Origin of the sequence: Rhodococcus sp. ARP2, assembly GCF_001029585.1 — a bacterium.
GTDB lineage: Bacteria > Actinomycetota > Actinomycetes > Mycobacteriales > Mycobacteriaceae > Rhodococcus_F > Rhodococcus_F erythropolis.
Genome location: NZ_LEKE01000031.1, coordinates 24,767 through 44,170, shown reverse-complemented (window position 1 = coordinate 44,170; position 19,404 = coordinate 24,767). Strand labels below are relative to the sequence as shown.

Sequence of the window (19,404 nt, the reverse complement as noted above, 5' to 3'; positions counted from 1 at the left end):
GCTTGCGGTCAGTCCTGCTCGATACCGAGGCTGATGCCGCGTGATGCGAGCCAAGGGAGGGGGTCGATCTTGTTCTCGCCGGCGAGGTGAACCTCGAAGTGAAGGTGCGGGCCGGTGGAGAAGCCGCGGTTGCCGACAGTGGCGATCTGGTCGCCGGCCATGACCTGCTGACCGACGGTGACGGTGGACGTGTCGATGTGGCCGTAGACGGTGATCGTTCCGTCTGCGTGCTGTAGGCGTACCCACATGCCGAATCCGGAAGCCGGACCTGAATCGATGACCTTGCCGTCGGCGACTGCGACGATGGGCGTCCCGATCGGGGCGGCGATGTCGACGCCGGCGTGCAGGGTGCCCCAGCGGGTGCCGAAGTTGGACGTGAACGTGCCGACTGCCGGCAGGACGAACAGCGGGCGACGGGCAGCTGCTTCGCGTGCTGCGCGCTCGTCACTGAAACGCTGGCCCTTGGCAAGCAGGTTGCTGAACTGGGAGAGGTCGGTCGGTGCTGCGACGTTGAGGACCTGGGGAGCGTCGGCCTCGGTGGTGGCTGCCGTGGAGGTGGCCGGAGCGAACTGAGCGGCCTGCGGTTCTGCGGTGGTGCCGATCGCGGAGGACTCGTTGGCGAGTGCAACTTCCGAGTGGTCGGCGGCGGAAGACGAACCGTCGTTGACAACTGCCTGGCCCGCGGCGACAACTGCGCCGGCTGCAACTGCCAGAACGGCGGCGCGGCCCTTGAGAGCAGAGGGAGGGGTGGGGAGTCGGTGAGCACCGCTGCGGCGAACCGGAGATTCGACATCGACTGTCGGTGCGGAAGAGGCGTAAGTGGGGGTGCTGATCACGTCGGACTCGACGGACTCGTGAGAGTCGGAATCTGACGACGTGGAGGATGAATTTCGAGTGAACATATCGGTAGAGATCTCAGAACTTTTGGTCTCGGTGTAACGCCTGGCCGAGTGCGTTGGATAAGTGGTCGTGACCTCGTCTGGAGCTGAGTTCGAGAACCTACTAGCGGTGAACTGGCTGCGGTGATGCATATGCCGGTTCTCTCCTCGAGTTCGTGATCAGCCCGTGACTTAGACCGACTGACGGTAACGAAATGATTGCGATGGGCGCAAGCCGTAGCGGAAACCTGTCCGATTATGTGACGTGCCTCACAGCTTGACCTGGGAATATGTCGATACGGGCAAAACGGACGAATCATCTCGTTTCGTGATCACGCGTGTCACAACCGGATCACCGGTCCATTCAGGCACTACCGTCGATCGAGTGTCCACAACACCTGGAACTACGTCGCAGGCGCGTTTCGACGACCCCGGAGTGAAGTCCGGGGCGCCACTCGCGGCGGTAATCGGACTGCTCGGTGCCGTCGGAGTGGCGGCCAGCCCCGTCGTCGGAGTCGGGAGTGGCCGCGGGGTCGACACGACGGGGGCTCTTGCTTCTGCCGCTCTCTTCGCGGCCGTCTGCACGATCATCGTGCCGTTGGTTGCAGTGCTCACCTCGGGCCGCAGGCCTGCCTTGGCCGGTGGACTCCTGGCCGGTATCGGAGCGGTGTCGCTCGGAGTGGCGATTCTCGACGTCCAGTTGTTCGTCGACGCAATCGATGCAAACCGCTTGGACCTTTTCCGTCCGATTTCGGCGGGTTCGATCGATGCGGGTCCGGGCGCTTATCTCGCGCTCGCGGGACACTGCCTTCTTGTCCTGTCCGGGGTGCTCGGACTTGTCGCCGTCCATCGTGAATCGGAACGGGACGGATACGGCAGCGCTCGCGCCGCAGAATTCGACGGGCGATCGGTTGGCGGACGGATCGGCGCGTGGCCGACAGCGCTGCTGATTCTGGTCGCAGTGGTGTTCGTCCTCTCCCTGTTCGGTCCTTCCTTCAGTTCGCAGGATCCGATCTTTCTGGTCAAACCGCTCGTCGACTCTGCGTCGGCCACTGCCGTCGGTACAGGATTGGTCGGCGTCGCGGTGCTCGTTGCGGTCGCGGCGGCATTGACGTCCATCTCGCTGCCGGTGGGCTGCGGCGCTCTGATCGGTGTTGGTCTCGGCGCGCTCGCAGTCAGTGGAACCAGGGTGGTGGCTGGGTTCGCGGCCGGCGATCGGATCGGCGTCGGATCGGGATCCGTGGTCGGGGCGCTGGCCGCCGTGGTCATCGTCGTGATCGGAGTTTCAGCGCCTTACCTCGCATCCAGGCGTGAAACAGATGCGATTCCCGCTGAAAGTGTGGTCCGCGCGCCTGCGAAGACAACAAAGGGTGCGCTCAAAGCAGCGATGGTGGCTCAGTCCCGGGCGGCGCAAGCGCGGGTCGACAGACTTCACCGCGTCGCCGGTACCGCCGCAATCATCACTGCGGCTGTTGCGGGCGTCGGCTCGGCTTTGCCTGTCCTGTCGTTGCCGGACGGAATCCCGGAGCCGTCGATGCTGTCGTCTCGAGTTGTCCTGCTCGCCGCTGCCGTATTGCTCCTCGCCGCGCTGGGCCTGTTTGCCCCGGGCCGCGCCGCCGTGGTGCGTCCGGCCGTCGGAGTGTTGTGGACCACGGTCGTGATGGGAGTCGCCGCTGTCATGCAGTCGGCGGTCATCGCGACGGACGTTCCAGGCGTCGGGTTGGGAGCCGGTGCCTTCGCGCTCTGCGGCGCGGCTTTCCTCGCTGCGGCGACGGGACTGCTCGTCTGGCTGGCGGGAAGCGCAGAACGTGAAGACGTCGACACGTCGGTAGTCGGCGGTTCGAAAGGGCTGGTGCTTCTCATCGGTGGGATCGGCGCAGTCGCTGTCCTGATCGGGACCGCGCTTCCCCTCTATCGGGGTGACGCCTACACAGCGGCGTCAGTTCTGGAGTGGCCGTGGGGAATTGACGTTTGGGGGCAACTGCTCGTCGGCGTCACCGTCGTGATCGCCGCTGTGATCGCAGCGTCTGCGCGGCCGGCTCGAGGCGCGGCATTGCTGATCGGATCTGCCGTGGCAGCTCTGGTGTACGTCAGTGAGTGGCCGCTCACGTCATCGCGCATATCGGACGCAACCGTGGGGGTGGGTGCGATCACAGCGGCCACGGGCATAGTGTTGCTTCTCGTTGCAGCGTTCTCGAGCGCAAGAATCAGTGAGACTGATGCTTGACAAATTCGGTGTGGCCACCTTGCTCGATCGGTGAGGCGTGCCTCATTGCGCATTTGCGCGTGACTTGGGCCACATAGCATCAGTGCGGGCGCAAACCGAACGCGGCAACTGGTTAAAGTCCAGAACAGACCCGCTCCTACCCCTCGAGCGGGTGACAACGCAGACGAGACGGTGAGCAGATGGATCTCTTCGAATACCAGGCGAAGGAACTCTTCGCCAAGCACGGAGTGCCGACTTCGGCTGGACGTGTTACAGACACAGTCGCCGGCGCACGCGAGATTGCCGAAGAAATCGGTAAGCCCGTGATGGTGAAGGCACAGGTCAAGGTAGGCGGCCGCGGCAAGGCCGGTGGCGTCAAGTACTCGCCCGACGTGGATGCCGCAGTGGCAAACGCCGAGGCAATCCTGGGCCTGGACATCAAGGGCCATGTCGTCAAGAAGCTGCTGGTCGCAGAGGCAAGTGACATTGCCGAGGAGTACTACATCTCCTTCCTGCTCGACCGCACCAACCGCACCTACCTGGCCATGTGCTCGGTAGAGGGTGGCGTCGAGATCGAGGTCACCGCCGAGGAGAACCCCGACGCCCTCGCCAAGATCCCCGTCGACGCAGTCAAGGGCGTCGACCTCGCGTTCGCGCGCAGCATCGCCGAGGCAGGAAAGCTGCCCGCAGAGGTGCTCGACGCAGCGGCCGTCACGATCCAGAAGCTGTGGGAGGTCTTCATCAACGAGGACGCACTCCTCGTCGAGGTCAACCCCCTCGTTCGCACGCCTGACGATCAGATCCTCGCCCTCGACGGCAAGGTCACCCTCGATGAGAACGCGGCGTTCCGTCAGCCCGGCCACGAGGCATTCGAGGATCGCGACGCTACCGATCCCCTCGAGCTCAAGGCCAAGGAAAACGACCTCAACTACGTCAAGCTCGACGGTGAGGTCGGAATCATCGGCAACGGCGCAGGCCTGGTCATGTCCACCCTGGACGTCGTCGCATACGCCGGCGAGAACCACGGTGGCGTCAAGCCCGCCAACTTCCTCGACATCGGCGGCGGAGCTTCCGCTGCAGTCATGGCTGCCGGCCTCGACGTCATCCTGAACGACGCACAGGTCAAGAGCGTGTTCGTCAACGTCTTCGGCGGCATCACCGCGTGTGACGCAGTTGCCAACGGCATCGTCGGCGCACTGAAGACCCTGGGCGACGAGGCCAACAAGCCGCTCGTCGTTCGCCTGGACGGAAACAACGTCGAAGAGGGTCGTCGCATCCTCGCCGAGGCCAACCACCCGCTGGTCACGGTCGTCGCAACCATGGACGAGGCCGCCGACAAGGCCGCCGAACTCGCTCACGCAGCGAAGTAAGGGACTCACAGAACAATGGCAATCTTCCTCACCAAGGATTCAAAGGTCATCGTCCAGGGCATCACCGGCGGCGAGGGCACCAAGCACACCGCTCTGATGCTCAAGGCCGGCACCCAGGTCGTCGGCGGCGTCAACGCTCGCAAGGCCGGCACCACGGTCTCGCACGTTGCTGCTGACGGTTCCCCTGTCGAGCTCCCCGTCTTCGCGACGGTCGAAGAGGCAATCAAGGAGACCGGCGCAGACGTCTCCATCGCATTCGTTCCCCCGGCCTTCTCGAAGGACGCCATCGTCGAGGCCATCGACGCGGAGATCCCGCTCCTCGTGGTCATCACCGAGGGCATCCCGGTTCAGGACTCCGCTTACGCTTGGGCGTACAACGAGTCCAAGGGCAAGAAGACGCGCATCATCGGACCGAACTGCCCCGGCATCATCACCCCGGGTGAGGCCCTCGTCGGCATCACGCCCGCCAACATTGCAGGCACCGGCCCCATCGGCCTGGTCTCCAAGTCGGGCACCCTGACCTACCAGATGATGTACGAACTCCGTGACTTCGGCTTCTCCACCGCCATCGGCATCGGCGGCGACCCGGTCATCGGAACCACCCACATCGACGCCATCGAGGCGTTCGAGAAGGATCCCGAGACCAAGGTCATCGTGATGATCGGTGAAATCGGTGGCGACGCGGAAGAGCGTGCAGCCGATTACATCAAGGCCAACGTCACCAAGCCGGTCGTCGGCTACGTGGCTGGCTTCACCGCTCCCGAAGGCAAGACCATGGGCCACGCAGGCGCCATCGTCTCCGGTTCCTCGGGAACGGCTCAGGCAAAGCAGGAAGCTCTCGAAGCTGCAGGCGTGAAGGTCGGCAAGACGCCGTCCGCCACTGCTGCTCTCGCTCGCGAGATTCTTCAGTCCCTGTAAGGGGCTTCGCCCCCGTGCGTGGTTAGGGAGTCTCCGGACTCCTTAACCACGCACAGTGGTATCGACCCACATCGACCCGGCAGGTTCCAACTGCCCGGCACCGGATGTGATGGATGCGACGATCGAGTCGAGATCGTCGGCGTCACCGGCGGCGAGCGTCATCACCGCCTTCGATCCGTACGCAGTTCCGAGCACCGAGACGCCCCGCGCTCTCAGCTCCGCTTCCACCCGACCGGCCTCTGAGTGCCGGATCGCCAAAGTGCGCAGGATCCTCCTCTCCCTGGCCACAAGCTCGGCCGAATCGAGAGCAACCGAGACGGCTCCCGAATACGCGCGGACCAATCCACCGGCGCCGAGCTTGATTCCGCCGAAGTAGCGCGTGACGACAACAATCACATCGACCAGATCTCGAGACTTGAGAACCTGAAGCATCGGCACCCCAGCTGTCCCGCCTGGTTCGCCGTCGTCGTGTGCACGCTCGACGCGTGAGTTCGCTTCGTATCCGATCACGAAAGCCGAACAATGATGGCGCGCATCGGGATACAGCGACTTCTGCTCCGCGACGAACTCCGTGGCGGCCTCGGCGTCGTCGATCCGGCGAAGCGCGGCGATGAATCGTGAGTGCTTCACCTCGGTTTCGACGACATGGTCGGCGCCGGGCGCGAGGGTGAAGGGCATCTGCCCATTGTCTCCTGTCGGTGTTAGCGTGCGAAGTCGAGACACATACGCTGGTAACCATCGAAGACCGTCTACGAGGAGAAGTCATGACGTTCACGCCGCAAGGGCCCAGCTTCGGGCCACCGAATCAGCCGGCAGCGGGCGGTGGAACCAAGAATCTCGGATTCATCCTGCTCATCGCCGTCGCGGCACTCGGCCTGATCAATTTCCTACTCGGTTTTGCGCCTTTCACGTCGATCAGTGGAAGCAGCAGCGGCATCGGTAGCGGTCTGGACACCAGTTCGAGCTTCTTCGAGTCGAGCATCTACGGCCTCGGATTCGTTTTCGCCGGCGGTGTGGTCGCAGGCGTATCGCTCCTCCCGAAGCAGTCGTATGCAGGCATTGCCGCAGCGCTCACCCTCACGGGTTTCTTCGCTTTGGTGTTCGCCGCGTTCTCCGTAGGTACCAGCGACTACGTCGACATCAGCCTCGGTTGGGGTCTGATCATCGTGCTGATCCTCTCGTTCGTGCAGACGGTCGTCGCAGTCGCCGCGTTGTTGTTCGAGATCGGAATCCTGAAGGCTCCCGCGCCGCGTCCGGTAGCTCAGCAGTACGGTCAGCCGCAGGGCTATGGCCAGCCCCAGGGCCAGGCGCCGGGGCAGGCGCCAGGTCAGCCGCAGGGATACGGACAGGCTCAGTACGGCCAGCCGCAGCAGGCTCAGCAGCCGGGCCAGTACCAGCAGAACCCGCAGTACGGGCAGGCGCAGCAGCAGGGATACGGGGGAGCGCACGCCGCCCCCGCCGACCCGACTGCTTCGCAGCCGCCTTACGGCCAGACTGCGTCTCCCTACGGTCAGAACCCGGTGCAGAATCCCGCACAGACCGACTCGGCCGCGACGACGTCGTCTTACTATCCGCTGACCTCGCAGCCCGCGAGTCAGCCGAACCCGAGTTACTCGTCGGATCAGTTCACCGCTCCGCGCGGTTACGGCCAGCCGTACAACCAGCAGCAGACTGGCTCGACCGAGCAGCCGACGGGCTTCGAGCCGCCCACTTTCGAAGCGCCGACGCCGTCTGCTGAGCCTGACCAGGGCAGCAGCGATTCCGCGGCCGAGACCAAGGTCTTCGGGTCGCAGAACCCCGACGAGCGTCAGCAGTAGTACTACTTCGTTTCACGAACATGAATGTGGCCTCCGACCCGCTGCGGGTGGAGGCCACATTCCGTGAGCCCGACGGCGCGCCTGAGTGCGCGGCGCACTATCGAGTGAAACCCTCGAGGGGATGAGTTCTTTGATTGATGGCACCCGGTCCCGTCCCGCGTCCTCACGACCCGGACGTGGTCGTACTGGCGGCGGCCGCGTCGGCGGCGGTCGCCCGGCACCGAACCCGGACCTGGCGCGCAAGCTGCTGACGGTCGCCTTCCGGCCGTCGGGTCTGACGATGCTGCTGATCGCGGCTGTCGTTGTGGTCACCTTGGTATCGGCGAGCAGCGACCTGACCGGAACCTTCGGCGCCATTGCCACCACATGGTTGGTCATCCACCAAGTGCCGGCGACTATCAGCGGCGTCCAACTCGGTGTACTGCCTTTGCTTCCGACGGCCGTCATGATGTGGGTGGTTGCACGCCGATGCGCGTCGACTGCGGTGCACACCGACTCCCGTGACGACACCCTCCGCCTGGTGGGGGCCGCGGTAGCCGGACCGTTGACTATCACGGCAATCGCTCTCGCCGTGGTCGCCGACGCCTCCGCAGCCATTCCGCTGTCGAGCCCCAACACGTTGGCCGCTTTCGGCTGGGTCGCCGGGATTCACCTGATCGCCGCGTCCGTCGGTGTTGCTGCTGCGCACTGGGATCGCGTCGTCGCCGAGATTCCGCCGTGGGCATCTGCCGCTCTTCGACCGGCAACGGCTGCGTCGGCAGCGCTGTTGGCTGCGGGCGCCGTGGCCGTCGTGGTGTCACTACTCGTGTCGTGGTCGACGGTCGGTGACCTACTCGCGCGCGGCAACGGGTTTGTCGGCGTACTGGGATTAACGGTGTTGTCGCTGCTCTATCTGCCGAACCTCGTGGTCGGCGCAGCCGCGGTGATGACGGGATCGACGGCCGATTTCGGCAATGTCTCCATCAGCGTGTTCGGCAACATCGGCGGTGACCTGCCACCCTTGCCCCTTCTCGGAGCGATTCCGGAAGGCGTCGCCGGTGGAATCTGGCCCGTGTTGTTGATCGTTCCGGCAGCGGTGGGCATGATGCTCGGCCGTGATTGCGCTCGACGCATCGCCGGGCAGGACAGTGTGCTCGCAGTGCTGACGGCAGCTGCCGGTGCCGGCGTCGTCATGGCGCTGCTCGCTCTTGCTGCCGGGGGAGACCTCGGGCAGTTCGGCACCGTCGAGGTCCTGTGGTGGGGCTTCGGTCTTCTGACTTTTGCGTGGCTGGGATTGTTCGGAACCGTCTCGGCGCTGTTCGCGATGTGGTTCTCACACCGCGGACACATGAGGGACGAGGTTGCGCCCCCGACGGCTGAACCGGCTCGAACAGTCGAGCCCGAACTTGCGATCACGGCTGCGGCCACACCGGAAGACGAGGACGACGAGAACACGGGCGAAGTGCTGGCCCAGGAATCTGCGGTCGTTGTCACCAAGGTCGTCGAAGCGGAAATCGTCGAGGAATCAGGCGAACCCGTGCAGGTAGTGACAGAGGAAACCGTCGAGATCGAAGTAGTCGACGCCGAGGTTGTCGCGGCACCCGAGGCGGACCCCACAGCCGACTCCGCAGCCGGGGCCGAGCCGGAGACCGACCTGCCCTCGAAGCCGCAGAAGTCCAGCGACTAGGCTGTCATGCGGCCGATACTCCGGCCGCATCATCTTCCAGTTCTCAGGAGTAGTGCGCTGACTGCCTCGGCCGACAATCCGCAGCCGACAATGCCCGACGGGGTCCAATTTCGCGACTCGATCGCGCGGGTAGTCGTACTCGCTTCCGGCGCGGGAACCCTGTTGACTTCGCTGATCGACGCTTCGCACGCCGAGGGATACCCGGCCGAGATCGTTGCCGTCGGTGTAGATCGTGACTGCCTCGCCGCCGAGCACGCTGCGGGCTCGAAGATCCCGTCCTTCAAGGTCTCGATCAAGACTTATGAAAATCGTGCCGCCTGGGACGAGGCGCTGACAGCAGCGGTGGCCGAGCACGAACCCGATCTCGTGGTCAGCGCAGGCTTCATGAAAATCCTCGGCCCCAGCTTTCTCGCGCGTTTCGGCGGCCGAATCATCAACACTCATCCCGCGTTGCTGCCTGCCTTTCCCGGCGCGCACGCGGTTCCCGACGCTCTGGCGTACGGCGTGAAGGTCACCGGTTCCACGGTGCATCTCGTCGACGGCGGAGTTGATACCGGGCCGATCTTGGCGCAGGAAGCTGTGCCGGTGCATGACGACGACACCGAGTCTTCGTTGCATGAACGCATCAAAATTGTGGAGCGACGGTTGTTGGCGGACGTCATCGCCGCTGTTGCTACGCGCGGAGTGGTTTCCGATGGACGAAAGGCCGTGATCCCCAGTGAGTGAACGCAAGGCTGTGCGCCGTGCACTTGTCAGCGTCTACGACAAGAGTGGTCTGATCGAGCTGGCCACGGGCCTGCACGAGGCCGGTGTCGAGTTGGTCTCGACCGGTTCGACCGCGTCGAAGATCGCCGACGCCGGTATCCCCGTGACGCCGGTCGAGGCGCTGACCGGATTCCCGGAATGCCTCGAAGGCCGTGTGAAGACGCTGCATCCGCGCGTCCATGCCGGCGTTCTCGCCGATACCCGCAAGCCGGATCACCTCGCTCAGCTCGAGGAACTCGGCATCGCGACCTTCGAATTGGTCGTCGTGAACCTGTACCCCTTCACCGAGACGGTTGCCTCGGGCGCTAGCCCGGACGAGTGCGTCGAGCAGATCGACATCGGCGGCCCGTCGATGGTGCGTGCTGCAGCCAAGAACCATCCGTCGGTTGCCGTCGTGGTCGATCCGGCTCGGTACGCCGATGTCCTGACGGCCGTTGCCGGTGGCGGATTCACCTTGCGTGAGCGCACTGTGCTTGCGGCGCAGGCGTTCCAGCACACTGCGTCGTACGACGTCGCTGTTGCGAGCTGGATGACGAGCACGATCGCAGCTGACGAGGACGGTTCGCTGTTCCCCGCCTGGGTCGGTGCTACCTGGAACCGCAGCGCTGTCCTTCGCTACGGCGAGAACCCGCACCAGGACGCCGCGCTGTACGAAAACCCGGCTGCGCCTGCAGGTTTGGCTCAGGCAGAGCAGTTGCACGGCAAGGAGATGTCGTACAACAACTACACGGACTCCGACGCAGCGTGGCGTGCAGCGTACGACTTCACTGATCCGGCCGTCGCAATCATCAAGCACGCCAACCCCTGTGGCATCGCCATCGGCACCGACATTGCCGACGCCCACCGCAAGGCGCATGCATGCGATCCGGTCAGTGCATTCGGTGGTGTCATCGCAGCCAACCGTGAGGTCACCGTCGAACTGGCAGAGCAGATCGCCGATATCTTCACCGAGGTTGTCATCGCGCCCTCGTACGAAGACGGGGCTGTCGAGGTTCTGCAGCGTAAGAAGAACATTCGTGTTCTGAAGGCTGCGGCTCCGACCGCTACCGGAATCGAACTGCGTCCGATCTCTGGCGGTACCTTGCTCCAGCAGCGCGACGTTCTGGACGCTGACGGCGACAACCCGGCCAACTGGACTCTCGCCAACGGTGAGGCTGCAGATGCCGAGACTCTCGCTGACCTCGAATTTGCTTGGCGTGCCAGCCGATCGGTGAAGTCAAACGCGATCCTGCTGGCCTCCGGCGGCGCGTCCGTCGGCGTCGGTATGGGCCAGGTCAACCGCGTCGATGCAGCGCATCTTGCTGTTCAGCGAGCCGGTGACCGCGTCGTAGGGTCGGTTGCCGCCTCGGACGCGTTCTTCCCGTTCCCCGACGGTCTGCAGGTTCTTCTCAACGCCGGCGTCAAGGCTGTTGTGCAGCCGGGTGGTTCGGTTCGCGACAACGAGGTGATTGCCGCGGCCAAGGAAGCCGGTGTCACTCTTTATCTGACCGGTGCGCGCCACTTCGCGCACTGACTTTCTGCTTCGGTAGCGGGCCTCGACTCCTCAACGGGAGTTCGGGGCCCGTTCTGCATTCAGGCCGGCCCGGTTCTTTCAGGCTGCGCTGCTGTGGGTGCCCTGGAGTTCGCGGGGTGAGCCGGTGATGACCACGCGTGAGGCTCCGCGACTGCGGATCTCGCTGATCAGTGCGCCGAGGGTGGCTTCGTGGGCAGCATCGGAGTGCGAAAGATCCAGGGTGACGGCGTATCCGGTGAGGTCACCCGGCAGATCGACATACGGCGGCGCGATGGACAGTTGGTTGACTCGAAGTTTCATCTGGTGCTCCTGCGTGTGAAAGGTAAAAGAAAAGGCACCCGAGGCGTTTGCCCTGGGTGCCCGAGAACGAATCCGGTGAAACTGGGGATCATTCTCGGGGTACACCGCGCTTGTTGCCCATGTGCTTGGCCGACATTGCGGCCGAAAAAATGTGCTTGCCTGCGGTGCAGCTGCGCCACGAAGGTACGGATGCAAAGTTCGGGTGTAGCGACATGACGTCCGTTCCTTTCTGTGTGGCGTTGCTGGTTAATGGATGACCGTACAGCACGGATCGAGGGTTCGCACCAATAAAAAGCGCCGCGAACGTAAACTCCGGGTGACTTCTGTCCCCGGGTTCGCTGGATTGAGAGAGCCTTCGTTGCAGGTCAGGCGCAGAAAGCAGAAGTCCCTCCGCGATGGTTCGCGGAGGGAACTTTCTACCCGAAAAAGAGGACGTTCGGTCTGTACGTGATCAGGAGAACGAGCGGACCCACGCTGTGAAGGGCTCCGCGAACTCTGCCGAGTACGGAAGCGGAGCGACGTAGTCGGCCCCGGTGGACTGTTCTTCGCCGATGTCCTTGAGTACGAAGTTGGCGTTGCGCATCCGCACTGACGTCAGCGCGGTATGTGAGAGCGCGGCGTCGAGTGCCGCGACGTCGGAGGGAATTACTTGGATGTCCTTGTCCGAGCAGCTGGTGAGAACGGGCATGCCTGCCGGCAGCGCCGCTACGAGCGCAACCGGGTCCAGTGCGTCTTCCTCGGCGAGTGCCTTGGCATTGGCGTGAACGAGTCCCGCGTTCTGCAGCGGTTCGGGTAGATCATCCGGAACCGTGCCCTCGGTCCGAAGAGACTCGACGGCGTCGGCGAGCGCGACGCGCAGTTCGTCAGCCAGTTCGACCGGCAACTGTCCGGCGTCGACGACGGCGTCGAGCTGGCGGTGAATCTGCGTCGTGAGTAGATCGAGAAGCCGGACACTCAGCGGCTCGAGCAGTGCGAGGGCGCTGACTCTTGTGCCCTCTTTCGCCGTGGCAAGTGCCAGCGCGACGACGGCGCCGTCGCTGTGTCCGACGACGAACAAGCGCTCGGGATCGACGCCGGGTTGTCCGGCGAGGTAGTCAAGTCCGTCGGAGGCGGCGTCGACGAATGTGTTGAAGCCGAGATCGGCGATGTCCTCGATCTCGTAGTCGCCGAGTGCGGTTTCGCCGCTGCCGAGCTTGTCGTAACGCAGGCTTGAGATGCCTTGATTTTCAAGAAGATCCGCGATGAACCGCAGAGTTCCGATGTCGCCTTCGAGGAGTGCGCTGTCGCCGTTTCGGTCGGTGGGGCCGCTGCCGGCCAGAATCAGCGCGGCCGGCGCCGGGGAGTCGGGTGAGGCTGCCAGGCGAAGACTCCCGTACAGGGTGACGTCGCCGGATTGGAACGAGATCTCGGTGTCGGACATGACGACTTGTCTACCAGGTCCACAGGTTCAGGCGGTGCGCAGACTCCGGACACGTCGCCATCCGCGCCAGCTGAACCACAAGAGTGCGGCGAGCAGCGGAATGATCAGGAGCGGCAAGATCATCGCGATCAAGGAGGTGAAGAAAGTCAGCACATCCTCGATGACGGAGACGACGGGATTCGCCAGTCCGCCGGTAGTGGCCGTACTGACCGCGCGAGTGCCGGTCTGGGCGGCGCTGAATGTCAGCGCCGTCGGCGCTCCGACGATGATGCCCGCCAACGCGGCCATCGCAGGGTCGAGATGGCTGAAGGCCGCCCAGGCCGCGATCACTCCGGCGATGGGCCCGGTGACGTTCCCGATCACCGAGAGTGCGTTGTCCACGAAGGGAATGAGGTCGGCACCCAGTTCGACCACCGCGGCTATTGCCAATGCCACCAGCGCGCCGGTGGATCCGATCCACCGCATCGACTCGCCGACGGTGATTCCGAACAGTTCGAAGTGGACGGCAGCGCTGAGCATCAGCAACGGCAGGAAGGTTCGCATTCCGGACGCTGCGGCGAGTCCGAGGCCGAGCATGGCGGGCAACACCCAGGTATCCATGGGTGGAGTTTAGGTCTACTGTGCGCCTTTATTAACCGCCGGCGGTTAATAAAGGCGCACAGCAAAGTCTCGGAAAGGACCTTTCATGGCGACAAACCCGCAGCCGATGTTCTTCCTCAACCTGCCCGTCAAGGACCTCGGCAAGGCCACCACCTTCTACGAGGGCCTCGGATACTCCAAGAACACGCAGTTCTCCGACGAGAATGCGTCGTCGATGGTCATCAGTGACACCATCGTCGTGATGCTGTTGGCCGAGCCCTTCTTCAAGACCTTCACCACCAAGGGCATTGCCGACACCTCGACGTCGACGGAAGCGCTGCTCGGTCTCTCGGCCGAGACCCGTGAGGCCGTCGACACCCTCGTCGACAAGGCGCTCGCGACCGGCGGTTCCGAAGGAAACGCGACGCAGGATCACGGCTTCATGTACAGCCGCAGCTTCCAGGATCCCGATGGCCACATCTGGGAAATCATCTGGATGAATCCCGAGAACATCGAGAGCTGAGCGACCGAACTTCCTCGGCGAGAGGCGAAACCCCGCAAACACTCGTAGCGTGGAGTAGTGACTGTCGCAAAAACCCTCGGAGAGCTACGCGCCTCCGGACACGTACAGCGAAGTGTCAAGGAAGAACTACGAGAGAACCTTCTTGCCGCGTTGCGGGACGGACGTGACCCCTGGCCCGGGATAGTCGGGTTCGAGGACACGGTCGCCCCGCAACTCGAGCGGGCGCTGATCGCCGGCCACGACGTGGTTCTGCTCGGCGAACGAGGTCAAGGAAAGACGAGGTTGCTTCGCACTCTCGGGCTCCTGCTCGACGAGTGGACGCCCGTCATCGAAGGCTCGGAACTGGGGGAGCACCCTTACGAGCCGATCACACCGGCTTCGATACGTCGAGCCAAGGAACTGGGTGACGACCTCCCGATCGCCTGGCGACACCGCAGCGAGCGGTACTCCGAGAAACTGGCAACGCCGGACACCTCGGTCGCCGACCTGATCGGCGACGTCGACCCGGTCAAGGTGGCCGAGGGTAGGAGCCTCGGCGATCCGGAGACCATTCACTTCGGTCTCGTGCCCCGCGCGCATCGCGGAATCGTGGCCATCAACGAGCTTCCCGACCTCGCCGAGCGCATCCAGGTCTCCTTGCTCAACGTGATGGAAGAGCGGGACATCCAGGTCCGCGGGTACACGCTTCGGCTTCCGTTGGACGTCCTTCTGGTCGCGAGCGCAAATCCTGAGGACTACACCAACCGCGGGCGCATCATCACACCGCTCAAGGACCGCTTCGGCGCCGAAATCCGCACTCACTACCCCGTCGAGTTGGCGGGCGAGATCGCGGTGATCGAGCAGGAGGCGCACCTGGCCGCGGAGGTGCCTGACTACCTTCTCGAAATTCTTGCCAGGTTCACGCGCTTGCTACGCGAATCCACCTCGGTGGATCAGCGATCGGGTGTGTCGGCACGATTTGCCGTCGCCGGCGCGGAAACCGTCAGTGCAGCGGCGGTACGACGCGCGGCGGTGCTCGGCGAGGCCGATCCTGTTGCACGGCCCGTCGATCTCGAGTCCGTGGTCGAGGTTCTTCGCGGCAAGGTCGAATTCGAATCCGGTGAAGAGGGACGGGAACTGGAGGTGCTCGAGCACCTGCTGCGTCGCGCGACCGCCGATACGGTTCGGGTACGACTCGGCGGAATCGACCTCGGGATGTTGGTTGCTGCTGTGGAGACGGGCAATACGATCGTCACCGGTGAATCTGTCACGGCCAAGGCGTTTCTCGACGAGCTTCCGGACCTCGAGGTCCTGGACGAAGTAGCCGAACGCCTCGGCGCGCGATCCGACGGCGAGCGTGCCGCCGGTGCCGAACTTGCCCTCGAAGGGCTTTACCTCGCGCGCCGGATCTCCAAAGATCAAGGCCCGGGCGGCCGCTCGGTGTATTCGTAAGGGGCAGTGATGATCCACAATCCGCGGTACGGGCCGTACGACGGTGGTCCCGATCCGCTGGCGCCTCCGGTAGATCTGCGCGATGCCTTGGCAGCAATCGGCGACGACGTGTTGTCAGGCACGTCGCCGCGCCATGCCCTCCGGGAACTCCTGCGCCGCGGAAACCGAGACATGCGCGGGCTCGACGACCTTGCTGCTCAGGCGAACCGGCGTCGACGTGAGTTGCTACGCCGCAACAATCTCGACGGAACGCTCGACGAGGTTCGTACGCTTCTCGACAAGGCGGTGCTCGAAGAGCGCAAAGAACTGGCACGTGCTCTCGACGACGACGCACGATTCAACGAAATGCGGATCGAGGAGTTGCCACCGTCGACAGCTCAGGCCGTGCAAGATCTGGCCGACTACAACTGGCGCAGCGAACAGGCTCGCGCGGATTACGAGAAGATTCGTGAACTGCTCGGACGTGAGGTCCTCGATCAACGCTTCTCGGGAATGAAGCAGGCACTCGAGGGCGCTACCGACGAGGATCGTGAGCAGATTCGCCAGATGCTGGCAGATCTGAATCAACTGCTCGATGCGCACTCTCGGGGCGTCGACACTCCGGAGCAGTTTGCGGAGTTCATGGACAAGCACGGGCAGTATTTCCCGGACAACCCGCGCAACGTCGACGAACTTCTGGATTCGTTGGCGCAGCGCGCGGCGGCCGCACAACGATTGCGTAACTCGCTCTCGCAGGAGCAGCGTGACGAGTTGGATGCGTTGGCGCAGCAGGCGTTCGGTGATCCGAGTCTGATGAGTGAGCTGAGTCAACTCGACCAGTTCCTTCAGGCGGCTCGGCCGGGTGAGGACTGGGAAGGTTCGCAACAGTTCCGCGGCGACAACGGAATGGGGTTGGGTGAGGGGACCGGTGCCCTGCAGGATATCGCCGAGCTGGAATCGCTGGCAGATCAACTGTCGCAGCAGTATGCAGGCGCAGCGCTCGACGACATCGACCCCGAGCTACTCGCGCGGCAACTCGGCGACGAAGCGGCCGCTGATGCTCGCACCCTGGCCGATCTCGAAAAGGCTTTGCAGGAACAGGGTTTCTTCGATCGCGCACCAGACGGTCAATGGCGCTTGTCGCCCAAAGCCATGCGACAGCTCGGACAGACCGCTCTGCGTGACGTCGCCGGGCAACTGTCGTCGCGAACCGGTCAACGCGATACGCGTCGGGCAGGTGCGATGGGCGAACCGACCGGAGCTTCCCGCGAATGGGAGTTCGGGGACACCGAACCGTGGGACGTCACGAGAACCATCACCAACGCCGTCCTACGTGACCCTGGCCGAATGCCGGTGCGGCTGAGCGTCGTCGATGTCGAGGTGGCCGAAACCGAACAGCGTAGTCAGGCTGCGGTGGCTCTGTTGGTGGACACGTCGTTCTCGATGGTGATGGAGGATCGGTGGGTGCCGATGAAGCGCACCGCTCTGGCACTCAATCATCTGGTGAGCACGCGGTTTCGCAGCGACGAGCTGCAGTTGATCGCCTTCGGACGCCACGCGCACGTACTGAGCCCGTCGGAGCTCGCCGGTTTGGACGGCGCGTGGGACCAGGGAACCAACCTGCACCACGCACTGTTGTTGGCGGCCAGACACCTTCGACGCCATTCCAATGCGCAGCCGGTGGTGTTGATCGTCACCGACGGTGAGCCGACGGCTCATCTCGAAGCGGACGGAGAAGCCAGGTTCGACTACCCGCCGAGTGCGCGAACCCTCGGTTTGACGGTTCGAGCACTCGACGCCGTGGCCAGGCTGGGCGCCAAAGTCACGTTCTTCCGCCTCGGTGAGGATCCAGGTCTGGCCAGGGTGGTCGACCGGATGGCGCACCGGGTGGGTGGACGCGTCATCGCGCCGGACCTGGACGGCCTCGGCGCAGCCGTCGTGAGTGACTACATGCGAGGTCGCCGTTAATTCTGCCGCCGTCAGTCTTGTTCAGCGGGCTGGTGCTGGGTGATGCAGTGGATGCCGCCGCCACGTTCGAACAGCGGTCTGGCGTCGACGGTGACGACAGTGCGTCCGGGGTAAGCGGCTGACAGGATCCGGGCCGCTTCGGCGTCGGCCGGATCGTCGAAGCGGCAGGCGATCACTCCACGGTTGACCACGAGATGGTTGATGTAGCTGTAGTCGACGAATCCCTCGTCGTCGCGCAGGATTTCGGGTGCAGGCACCCGAATGACCTTCCACGGCCGGCCGCCGACGTCCGTCGAGCTTTCGAACAACTCGATGATCGTCTTGCTGACGGCGTAGTCGGGGTGCACCGGATTGCGTTGGTCATGGACGAGTACCACTCCGGGGGAAGAGATGGCAGCGACGATGTCGACGTGTCCGCGCGTTCCGTACGTCTCCTGATCGCGAGTCAACCCGCGGGGAAGCCAGATCACGTGCTTGGCGCCGATGGTGCGGGCGAGTTCGGCCTCGATGTCGGCCTTCGTCAGGTCGGGGTTTCGTCCCGGATCGAGTTGGACGGTTTCGGTGACCAAGACGGTGCCGAGACCGTCGACCTGAATACCGCCGCCCTCGTTGACGATTGGTGAGTCGATCAACTGGGCACCGGATTGTTCGACGACAAATGCGCCGATCTTCGAGTCCTTGTCCCACTGCGCCCACTCCTGTGCGCCCCAGCCGTTGAACACCCAGTCGACTCCGCCGAGACGGCCTTCGTCGGACAGGACGAACGTCGGCCCGATGTCGCGCATCCACGCGTCGTTGAGAGGCGCCTCGACGATGTCGACCTTCTCGGACAGATACTTTCGTGCTTCTTCGACTTCGGCGGGATCGACGACGACGGTGACCGGCTCGAATTCTGCGACGGCGTGGGCGACGGCCGCCCACGTCGAGCGCGCTTCGTGCTGTTCCTCGGCGGTGTCGCCGAGGGAGTACCCGGCGCTGGGGTACGCCATCCAGGTGCGTTCGTGCGGTTCACTTTCCGCGGGCATTCGCCAGGTCATCGGTTGGCTCCCACAGTGTTCACCGGTGCGGTCAGAGTCGAGTAGGTGTCGGGTCGGCGAGTGGCCAGGAACGGGAACAGTGCAAGCCAGTCTTCACGTTGCCGAAGGTCGAGATCGGCGACCAGCACTGCTGATTCGTCGCGGGGAGCCTGAACGAGGATGCGTCCGTACGGATCCGAGATGAAGGAAGAACCGTAGAAGGTGATGAGACCTTCACTGCCGTGGCGATTGGGAACAACCATGAAGGTGCCGTTGGCGATACCGTTTCCGACGATCACCTGCTGCCACAGCGGTTGGGTGTCGAAGTTCGGGTGATCGGGCTCGGAGCCGATCGCCGTCGGGTACACCAGAACCTGGGCACCGGCGAGGGAGTATGCACGTGCGACCTCCGGGAACCACTCGTCCCAGCATGTCGGGAGGCCGAACTTCGCGCCGAGTGCCTCGTGGACGGGGTATGCGTCCTGCGCCGGACCGCCGCGGAAGTACGTGTCCTCGTAGTATCCGGCCGTCACCGGAATGTGGAGCTTGCGGGTTCTGGCGAGAAGCTCACCTTCGGGCGAGACGAGGATTGCGGTGTTGAATCCCAGTCCGTCCTCGGCCTCACTGCGCTCGTACAGCGATGCGTGGACGAGGACCTGGTTCTCGGCGGCGGCTTTGGCGGCGAAGGCGAGAGTGGGTCCGGTGAGCAGGTCTTCCGCTTCGCGTCCGGGATTGTCGCCGGCCGGGGTGGAGGCGGGGTAGCGGCTGAGCGTCAGCTCCGGAAGAAAGACCGCGGAAGCGCCCAGCTTCGCTGCGGACGCAATGCCCTCGCTCAATTCGGTGTAGAGGTCGTCTTGGTCCTCGTGCCAGCGATGTTGCACGAGACCTACACGCAGAGGTGTGGACGTGGACGGCGTAGTCGCGGCAAGAGACTCGGGTGGGGTGAGGGCGGTGATCGTCAGCATGGGGTTTCCTCGGTGCTCGGGTATTCGACGTTCAACGTAAAACGAATGTGATTCGTTAAGTATGGTGGGTGAGCGCTGATTGATCAAGGA

Annotated in this window: 17 protein-coding genes; 10 read left to right on the top strand and 7 right to left on the bottom strand. The window is 64.0% G+C overall.

What is annotated here, in order from left to right:
• Positions 1-8: 8 nt before the first annotated feature.
• Positions 9-1,031 carry a M23 family metallopeptidase gene (locus tag ABX74_RS07070; RefSeq protein WP_047888487.1) on the bottom strand — a complete coding sequence of 341 codons (1,023 nt, stop codon included), beginning with the start codon at positions 1,029-1,031 and terminating at the stop codon, positions 9-11.
• 232 nt (positions 1,032-1,263) lie between these two features.
• On the opposite strand from ABX74_RS07070, the gene ABX74_RS07065 reads away from it, so the two are divergent.
• The 3 genes from ABX74_RS07065 to sucD all read left to right on the top strand — a co-directional run bounded on the left by ABX74_RS07065 (position 1,264) and on the right by sucD (position 5,372).
• Complete coding sequence (locus ABX74_RS07065; RefSeq protein WP_223257851.1) at positions 1,264-3,105, top strand: hypothetical protein; 1,842 nt, start codon at positions 1,264-1,266, stop codon at positions 3,103-3,105.
• Positions 3,106-3,284: 179 nt separating this feature from the next.
• Positions 3,285-4,454: an ADP-forming succinate--CoA ligase subunit beta gene (sucC, locus tag ABX74_RS07060; RefSeq protein WP_019744753.1), complete on the top strand. Its 1,170-nt coding sequence runs from the start codon at positions 3,285-3,287 to the stop codon at positions 4,452-4,454.
• Positions 4,455-4,469: 15 nt separating this feature from the next.
• On the top strand, positions 4,470-5,372 hold the full coding sequence (gene sucD, locus ABX74_RS07055; protein ID WP_003946432.1) for a succinate--CoA ligase subunit alpha: 903 nt from the start codon (positions 4,470-4,472) through the stop codon (positions 5,370-5,372).
• A 42-nt stretch (positions 5,373-5,414) separates the two neighbouring features.
• Here sucD and ABX74_RS07050 read toward each other — a convergent pair whose 3' ends face one another.
• Complete coding sequence (locus ABX74_RS07050; protein WP_047888486.1) at positions 5,415-6,050, bottom strand: IMPACT family protein; 636 nt, start codon at positions 6,048-6,050, stop codon at positions 5,415-5,417.
• Between the two features lie 86 nt (positions 6,051-6,136).
• Between ABX74_RS07050 and ABX74_RS07045 the strand changes: the two genes are divergently transcribed.
• The 4 genes from ABX74_RS07045 to purH all read left to right on the top strand — a co-directional run bounded on the left by ABX74_RS07045 (position 6,137) and on the right by purH (position 11,133).
• On the top strand, positions 6,137-7,189 hold the full coding sequence (locus ABX74_RS07045) for a DUF5336 domain-containing protein (RefSeq protein WP_021332301.1): 1,053 nt from the start codon (positions 6,137-6,139) through the stop codon (positions 7,187-7,189).
• A 121-nt stretch (positions 7,190-7,310) separates the two neighbouring features.
• The gene (locus tag ABX74_RS07040) at positions 7,311-8,855 is read left to right on the top strand and encodes a DUF6350 family protein (RefSeq protein WP_082148466.1); all 1,545 of its coding nucleotides are present in this window, start codon (positions 7,311-7,313) and stop codon (positions 8,853-8,855) included.
• Between the two features lie 6 nt (positions 8,856-8,861).
• Positions 8,862-9,581, top strand: a complete 720-nt coding sequence (gene purN / locus ABX74_RS07035; RefSeq protein ID WP_082148465.1) for a phosphoribosylglycinamide formyltransferase — start codon at positions 8,862-8,864, stop codon at positions 9,579-9,581.
• Positions 9,574-11,133 carry a bifunctional phosphoribosylaminoimidazolecarboxamide formyltransferase/IMP cyclohydrolase gene (gene purH, locus ABX74_RS07030; protein ID WP_003946407.1) on the top strand — a complete coding sequence of 520 codons (1,560 nt, stop codon included), beginning with the start codon at positions 9,574-9,576 and terminating at the stop codon, positions 11,131-11,133. Before purN ends, purH begins: the two co-directional genes overlap by 8 nt.
• 78 nt (positions 11,134-11,211) lie before the next feature.
• Here the strand turns inward: purH and ABX74_RS07025 are convergent, their stop codons facing one another.
• From ABX74_RS07025 to ABX74_RS07015, 3 genes are all read right to left on the bottom strand, one after another.
• The gene (locus ABX74_RS07025; RefSeq protein WP_003946391.1) at positions 11,212-11,433 is read right to left on the bottom strand and encodes a hypothetical protein; all 222 of its coding nucleotides are present in this window, start codon (positions 11,431-11,433) and stop codon (positions 11,212-11,214) included.
• A 451-nt stretch (positions 11,434-11,884) separates the two neighbouring features.
• Positions 11,885-12,853 carry an alpha/beta hydrolase family protein gene (locus ABX74_RS07020; RefSeq protein ID WP_046378989.1) on the bottom strand — a complete coding sequence of 323 codons (969 nt, stop codon included), beginning with the start codon at positions 12,851-12,853 and terminating at the stop codon, positions 11,885-11,887.
• A gap of 27 nt (positions 12,854-12,880) precedes the next feature.
• Positions 12,881-13,453 carry a DUF4126 domain-containing protein gene (locus ABX74_RS07015; RefSeq protein ID WP_007727593.1) on the bottom strand — a complete coding sequence of 191 codons (573 nt, stop codon included), beginning with the start codon at positions 13,451-13,453 and terminating at the stop codon, positions 12,881-12,883.
• An 85-nt stretch (positions 13,454-13,538) separates the two neighbouring features.
• Between ABX74_RS07015 and ABX74_RS07010 the strand changes: the two genes are divergently transcribed.
• Genes ABX74_RS07010 through ABX74_RS07000 form a run of 3 tightly spaced genes read left to right on the top strand, consistent with a single transcriptional unit; the run spans position 13,539 to position 17,333 of the window.
• Complete coding sequence (locus tag ABX74_RS07010; RefSeq protein ID WP_047888485.1) at positions 13,539-13,955, top strand: VOC family protein; 417 nt, start codon at positions 13,539-13,541, stop codon at positions 13,953-13,955.
• A gap of 57 nt (positions 13,956-14,012) precedes the next feature.
• On the top strand, positions 14,013-15,386 hold the full coding sequence (locus ABX74_RS07005) for an ATP-binding protein (protein WP_047888484.1): 1,374 nt from the start codon (positions 14,013-14,015) through the stop codon (positions 15,384-15,386).
• A gap of 9 nt (positions 15,387-15,395) precedes the next feature.
• Positions 15,396-17,333: a vWA domain-containing protein gene (locus tag ABX74_RS07000; protein ID WP_047888483.1), complete on the top strand. Its 1,938-nt coding sequence runs from the start codon at positions 15,396-15,398 to the stop codon at positions 17,331-17,333.
• Between the two features lie 11 nt (positions 17,334-17,344).
• On the opposite strand, the gene ABX74_RS06995 is transcribed toward ABX74_RS07000, so the two are convergent.
• Positions 17,345-18,370: an agmatine/peptidylarginine deiminase gene (locus ABX74_RS06995; protein WP_047888482.1), complete on the bottom strand. Its 1,026-nt coding sequence runs from the start codon at positions 18,368-18,370 to the stop codon at positions 17,345-17,347.
• On the bottom strand, positions 18,367-19,314 hold the full coding sequence (locus ABX74_RS06990; protein ID WP_047888481.1) for a nitrilase-related carbon-nitrogen hydrolase: 948 nt from the start codon (positions 19,312-19,314) through the stop codon (positions 18,367-18,369). The genes ABX74_RS06995 and ABX74_RS06990 overlap by 4 nt, the downstream gene beginning before the upstream one ends.
• Between the last annotated feature and the right edge of the window lie 90 nt (positions 19,315-19,404).

Bases quoted from the DNA above. Each gene is read 5' to 3' on its own strand.
- ABX74_RS07070 (WP_047888487.1), bottom strand. From the start codon at position 1,031: ATGCATCACCGCAGCCAGTTCACCGCTAGTAGGTTCTCGAACTCAGCT.
- sucC (WP_019744753.1), top strand. From the start codon at position 3,285: ATGGATCTCTTCGAATACCAGGCGAAGGAACTCTTCGCCAAGCACGGA.
- sucD (WP_003946432.1), top strand. From the start codon at position 4,470: ATGGCAATCTTCCTCACCAAGGATTCAAAGGTCATCGTCCAGGGCATC.
- ABX74_RS07050 (WP_047888486.1), bottom strand. From the start codon at position 6,050: ATGCCCTTCACCCTCGCGCCCGGCGCCGACCATGTCGTCGAAACCGAG.
- ABX74_RS07045 (WP_021332301.1), top strand. From the start codon at position 6,137: ATGACGTTCACGCCGCAAGGGCCCAGCTTCGGGCCACCGAATCAGCCG.
- ABX74_RS07040 (WP_082148466.1), top strand. From the start codon at position 7,311: ATGAGTTCTTTGATTGATGGCACCCGGTCCCGTCCCGCGTCCTCACGA.
- purN (WP_082148465.1), top strand. From the start codon at position 8,862: ATGCGGCCGATACTCCGGCCGCATCATCTTCCAGTTCTCAGGAGTAGT.
- ABX74_RS07025 (WP_003946391.1), bottom strand. From the start codon at position 11,433: ATGAAACTTCGAGTCAACCAACTGTCCATCGCGCCGCCGTATGTCGAT.
- ABX74_RS07020 (WP_046378989.1), bottom strand. From the start codon at position 12,853: ATGTCCGACACCGAGATCTCGTTCCAATCCGGCGACGTCACCCTGTAC.
- ABX74_RS07015 (WP_007727593.1), bottom strand. From the start codon at position 13,453: ATGGATACCTGGGTGTTGCCCGCCATGCTCGGCCTCGGACTCGCCGCA.
- ABX74_RS07010 (WP_047888485.1), top strand. From the start codon at position 13,539: ATGGCGACAAACCCGCAGCCGATGTTCTTCCTCAACCTGCCCGTCAAG.
- ABX74_RS07000 (WP_047888483.1), top strand. From the start codon at position 15,396: ATGATCCACAATCCGCGGTACGGGCCGTACGACGGTGGTCCCGATCCG.
- ABX74_RS06995 (WP_047888482.1), bottom strand. From the start codon at position 18,370: ATGACCTGGCGAATGCCCGCGGAAAGTGAACCGCACGAACGCACCTGG.
- ABX74_RS06990 (WP_047888481.1), bottom strand. From the start codon at position 19,314: ATGCTGACGATCACCGCCCTCACCCCACCCGAGTCTCTTGCCGCGACT.